The following is a 4,571-nucleotide window of genomic DNA, read 5'->3' as shown; positions in this document are numbered from 1 at the left end:
GCGGCGGGCAGCCGCCGCTCGGCGAGGCCGGCGGCCGGGCCGACGTCGGGGCCGCTGACGCGCACGCCGCCGGCGTCGTACGTGGCCCAGTACACCTCGCGGCGGCGGGCGTCGGTGGCGACGGCGAACGGCTCGCCCGGCGGGTTCGCCGCGCGCACGCCGTACGCGAGCACGTCGAGGCTGCAGACCCCGCGGACCGGGAGCTCGAGGACGGCGCCCATGGTGCGCGCCGCGGCCAGGCCGACCCGCAGCCCGGTGAACGGCCCCGGCCCGACGCCGACGGCCAGCTCGGTGAGGTCGCCTCGGCCGGCCCCGGCGTCGTGCAGCACGGACGTGACCAGCGGCATCAGCAGCTCGGTGTGCCGGCGCGGATCGACGGTGGTCGCCTCGGCCAGCACCCGCTCGCCGTCGTGCAGGGCGACGGTGACGGCGGGGGTGGAGGTGTCCAGGGCCAGCAGCAGCACCCGCCTACCTTACGTCCGCGCCCTGCTGGTGCGAAGCTGGCGCGGGTCCCGTGCAGCACGTATCCTGTGCGCAGGAGGTGACCATGGCGAACCTGACGCTGAAGATCGACGACGACCTCCTCCGGCGGGCACGCATCCAGGCGCTGGAACAGGGCACTTCGGTCAACGCCGTCATCCGGCGCTACCTCGAGGCGTTCACCGGCGGCGACCACCGCGCCCAAGGTCTGCACCGATTCCTCGCGCTGGCCGGCGAGACCCCGACGGGCAGCGGACCCGAGGGCCGCACGTGGAGCCGGGACGACCTCTATGACCGCTGAGCTCCTCGCGGGCAGCGGCCGGGTGTTCATCGACACCAACGTCCTCGTGTACATCTACGACAACGACGAGCCACACAAGCAGCAGGTGGCGTCACGGGCTCTGGCCGAGGTCGGCGCCGAGCGCGTCGTGCTGAGCGCTCAGGTGCTGAACGAGTTCGTCGTCACGGTCACCCGGAAGCTCGCCCGGCCGCTCGACGACGCCCGCGCCAGGGAGGCGGTCGAGGTGCTCGGCCAGCTAGAGGTGGTGCCCGTCGACGCGGCTCTCGTCGCTGCCGGCGTGGTCCGTTCGCAGCGGTCACAGCTCGCCCTGTGGGACGCGCTCGTGGTCGAGGCCGCGCGACGGGCCGGCTGCACGGTGTTGCTGACCGAGGACCTGCACGCCGGCACGGACTTCGACGGCGTCCGCGTCGTCAACCCGTTCGCGCGCTGATCGGCATCAGTCGACGACGATGCCGAGCTGGGCGAGCAGCCGCGACGCCTGCTCGCCGGAGATCGTGGCGCCGGACAGCAGGTGCGCCTCCTGCCAGGAGAAGTCGCCGAGGTCGGCGCCGCGCAGGTCGGCGCCGTCGAGCTCCGCCGCCCGCAGCACCACACCGCGCAACCGCGAGTCGGTCCAGACGGTGTCGCGCAGGTCGGCGCCGGCCAGCACGGCGTCGTCCATGCGCAGGCCGTCGAGCTCCTGGCCGCGCAGGCTGATGCCGGACAGCCCCGCCAGCATGAGGTTGCACCGCCGGAACCTCGCGCCGAGCCCCCGCGCCTCGTCCAGCCGGGCGCCGACCATGCGGCAGCCGGTGAACGACGCGCCGGCGATCAGGGTGTCGCGCCAGACGGTGTTGGCGAGGTCGACGCCGTCGAAGGCGGCGTCGGAGACGTCGGCGCGGGAGAAGTCGGCCTTCGGCGCGGAGCCGCCCTTCCACACCGAGCCGTCGAGCTCGGCGCGGCCGAACGCGGCGCCCTCCATGGTGCACGCCTCGAACGTCGCCCCGATCAGGGCGGCGCGGGTCAGCCGGGCCTCGGTGAGGTCACAGCGACGGAACACCCGCGGCGCCGGCCCGGGCAGCTCGAGCAGCTCGGCGAGCTCGCGCCCCGCGAGGTCGGCGTCCTCGACGTCGGCGCCGTCGGCGAGCAACGCGGCCAGCTCGTCGTCGGTGAGTGCCTGCCGCGCGGTCATGGCGCGACCACCGGGACCAGCGCGGCCTCGTCCCAGCGGGAGCCGACGGCGCGGACGTGGACGTGCCGGACCTCCGGACCCGCGGGGTCCGGTCCGTCGCCGCCGTGCGAGCGGTCGATGTGGATCTCCAGCCGGTCGCCGGCCAGGCCCTCGGCGACGCCCTCGCCCCACTCGACCAGGGTGACGGCCTCGTCGAGGGTCGCCTCGAGGTCGATGTCCTCGAGCTCGTCCCAGCCGCCCAGCCGGTAGGCGTCGACGTGCACCAGCGGCGGGCCGTCGACCAGCGACGGGTGCACGCGGGCGATGACGAACGTCGGCGACGTGACGGGGCCGCGCACGCCGAGCCCGGCGCCGACCCCCTGCGCCAGCGTCGTCTTGCCGGCCCCGAGGTCGCCGCCGAGCAGTACGAGGTCGCCGGCCCGCAGCACCCCCGCGAGCCGCTCCCCCAGCGCCGTCATGGACTCGGCGTCGGGGACGTCGAGGTCGATCACCGTTTGCCCTCCTCACTGCGCCGCCTGCCCCGGACGGACGCGACGCGGCTGCTCAGCCGGCGCGGCCGGCCGCGGCGGCGGGCCCGGTCGATCAGTGTGCGCAGTGCGTCGGTGACCACCTCGTGCCGCTCGAGCAGCACCATGTGGCCGGCGTCGGTGGCCTCGATGTACTCGATGTCGGCCAGCGCGTCCGCGAGGGCGCGGCTGTTCTGGACCGGCGTCATCTGGTCGTGCTCGCCGCCGACGACGAGCACCGGGACCCTCGCCAGGACGGGGACCGCCGCGGCAGCGTCGAGCTCGCCGAAGAGCGGGAAGAACCTCGCCACGACGTCGATGGGGACGGCGGCGTTCATGATGGCGGTGAACTCGACCAGCTTCGGCGAGCCGCCCTCGGCGAAGGCGTAGCGCCGGGTGAGCACGTAGGCGAGGTCGCTGCCCATCTTGCGGCCGCGCTCGACCAGCTCGGGCTTTCGGGCCAGGATCGAGACCGCGGCCGGTGCGGCGCGCCCGGCGAGCCGGCCGAGGTAGCCGGGCAGGCCGAGCCCCGAGACGTCGAGCTTCTGCCCGCTGGTCGCGATCAGCGCCACGGCGACGACCCGCTCGCCGAACAGTTCCGGCCGGTGCTCGGCCAGCGCCTGCACCGTCATGCCGCCCATCGAGTGCCCGACCAGCACGATCGGCCCCTTGGGCACCACCTCGTCGAGCACCTGGCCGAGGTCGGCGCCGAGGCGCCGGAACGACAGCTCGCCGTCATCGGGCAGCGGGCCGGACCGGCCGTGCCCGCGCTGGTCCCAGAACACCAGCCGGCCGCTGCCGCGCAGGTCGCGCCGCTGGAAGTGCCAGGCGTCCATGGTGAGGGCGAAGCCGTGGCAGAACACCAGCGTCGGGGAACCGGGCCCGCCGGCGGCCTCGTCGATCTCGACGTGCAGGGCCACGCCGTCGTCGGTCGTCACCGTCCGGACGGCGCCGCGCAGCGAGCCGAACGGCTCGTCGGCGTACGGGTCGTCCTTCTTCAGCGACCGCCCCATGGCGTAGCGCTCGGCCGCGAACCCGATGGCGGCGCCCGCGGTGGCCACGCCGACCCAGGTACCGATGAGGCCGGCCGTGCGCCCGGCGGCGACGAGCCTGCTCACAGCTCTGCGTTGAGGTAGACGCGCGGCAGCCGCGGGGCGAACCGGGTGACGATCTCGTAGGAGATGGTGCCGGCGGCGTCGGCCCAGTCCTGCGCCGTGGGCTCGCCGGCCGCGGCGTCGCCGAACAGCACGACCTCGTCGCCGGCCCGGACGTCGTCGTCGCGGAGGTCGACGACGAACTGGTCCATGCAGACCCGGCCGGCGATGCGCCGCGTGACACCGGCGATGAGCACCGGAGCGCCCGGGCCGGCGGAGCCGCCGGACGCGTGCCGTGGCACGCCGTCGGCGTAGCCGAGCGGGACCAGCCCCAGCGTGGACTCGCGGTCGGTGACGTAGAGGTGCCCGTACGACACGCCGTGGCCGGCCGGCACGCGCTTGACCAGCGCCAGCCGGGCCCGCACCGACATGGCCGGACGGAGCCCGACGTCGCCCGGCGCGGCCTGCTGCGGCACCGGCGACAGCCCGTAGGTGGCCAGGCCGGGCCGGACGAGGTCGAAGTGCGCGTCGCGCAGCGTGAGCGTGGCGGCGGAGTTGGCGAGGTGCCGGACCTCGGGCCGGACCCCGCGCGACTCGGCCAGCGCCACGGCGTCGCGGAACGCGGCCAGCTGCTGGGCGTTGACGGGGTGCCCGGGCTCGTCGGCGCAGGCCAGGTGGGACCACAGGCCCACGACCTCGACCAGCCCTTCGGCCTGGGCCTTCAGGGCGTCGTCGACCAGCGTGGGCCACTCGGCCAGCGGCGAGCCCGACCGGCCCAGCCCGGTGTCGGCCTTGAGGTGCACCCGCGCGGTGCGGCCGGTCTCGCGCGCCGCGGCGGCGATCTCGGCGACCGCCCAGGGCGCCGACGCGGACACGTCGATGTCGGCGGCCACCGCGTCGGCCCACCGCTCGCCGGGCGCGGACAGCCAGGCCATGACCCGCCCGCCGATGCCCGCGGCCCGCAGCGCGAGCGCCTCGGCCAGCGTGGCGGTGCCCAGCCAGGCGGCGCCGCCGGCCCG

The 4,571-nt window shown here is 75.6% G+C and carries 7 protein-coding genes; 2 read left to right on the top strand and 5 right to left on the bottom strand.

Annotated features, from left to right (window positions below):
• Positions 1 to 464 (bottom strand): tRNA (adenosine(37)-N6)-threonylcarbamoyltransferase complex dimerization subunit type 1 TsaB (gene tsaB, locus DY240_RS24030; protein ID WP_119662251.1); only part of this gene is annotated, 464 nt, incomplete at its 3' end.
• Positions 465 to 547: 83 nt separating this feature from the next.
• Between tsaB and DY240_RS24025 the strand changes: the two genes are divergently transcribed.
• Complete coding sequence (locus DY240_RS24025; protein ID WP_119662250.1) at positions 548 to 781, top strand: DUF6364 family protein; 234 nt, start codon at positions 548 to 550, stop codon at positions 779 to 781.
• Entirely contained in the window at positions 771 to 1,211 is a 441-nt protein-coding gene (locus DY240_RS24020; protein WP_119662249.1) for a PIN domain-containing protein, read from the top strand. The genes DY240_RS24025 and DY240_RS24020 overlap by 11 nt, the downstream gene beginning before the upstream one ends.
• A gap of 6 nt (positions 1,212 to 1,217) precedes the next feature.
• On the opposite strand, the gene DY240_RS24015 is transcribed toward DY240_RS24020, so the two are convergent.
• The 4 genes from DY240_RS24015 to alr all read right to left on the bottom strand — a co-directional run.
• Entirely contained in the window at positions 1,218 to 1,952 is a 735-nt protein-coding gene (locus DY240_RS24015; RefSeq protein WP_119662248.1) for a pentapeptide repeat-containing protein, read from the bottom strand.
• Positions 1,949 to 2,440, bottom strand: coding sequence for a tRNA (adenosine(37)-N6)-threonylcarbamoyltransferase complex ATPase subunit type 1 TsaE (gene tsaE, locus DY240_RS24010; RefSeq protein WP_119662253.1), 492 nt, complete (start codon positions 2,438 to 2,440; stop codon positions 1,949 to 1,951). The genes DY240_RS24015 and tsaE overlap by 4 nt, the downstream gene beginning before the upstream one ends.
• Positions 2,440 to 3,576: an alpha/beta fold hydrolase gene (locus DY240_RS24005; protein ID WP_199702271.1), complete on the bottom strand. Its 1,137-nt coding sequence runs from the start codon at positions 3,574 to 3,576 to the stop codon at positions 2,440 to 2,442. The genes tsaE and DY240_RS24005 overlap by 1 nt, the downstream gene beginning before the upstream one ends.
• Positions 3,573 to 4,571: alanine racemase (alr, locus tag DY240_RS24000; RefSeq protein WP_119662247.1), on the bottom strand; the 999-nt coding region annotated here is incomplete at its 5' end. The genes alr and DY240_RS24005, both read right to left, overlap by 4 nt.

The sequence above is a fragment of the Jiangella rhizosphaerae genome (assembly GCF_003579925.1).
Lineage (GTDB): Bacteria > Actinomycetota > Actinomycetes > Jiangellales > Jiangellaceae > Jiangella > Jiangella rhizosphaerae.
The sequence above is the reverse complement of the archived record's forward strand: the minus strand, read 5'-3'. Positions and strand labels throughout refer to the sequence as shown.

Bases quoted from the DNA above. Each gene is read 5' to 3' on its own strand.
- DY240_RS24025 (WP_119662250.1), top strand. From the start codon at position 548: ATGGCGAACCTGACGCTGAAGATCGACGACGACCTCCTCCGGCGGGCA.
- DY240_RS24020 (WP_119662249.1), top strand. From the start codon at position 771: ATGACCGCTGAGCTCCTCGCGGGCAGCGGCCGGGTGTTCATCGACACC.
- DY240_RS24015 (WP_119662248.1), bottom strand. From the start codon at position 1,952: ATGACCGCGCGGCAGGCACTCACCGACGACGAGCTGGCCGCGTTGCTC.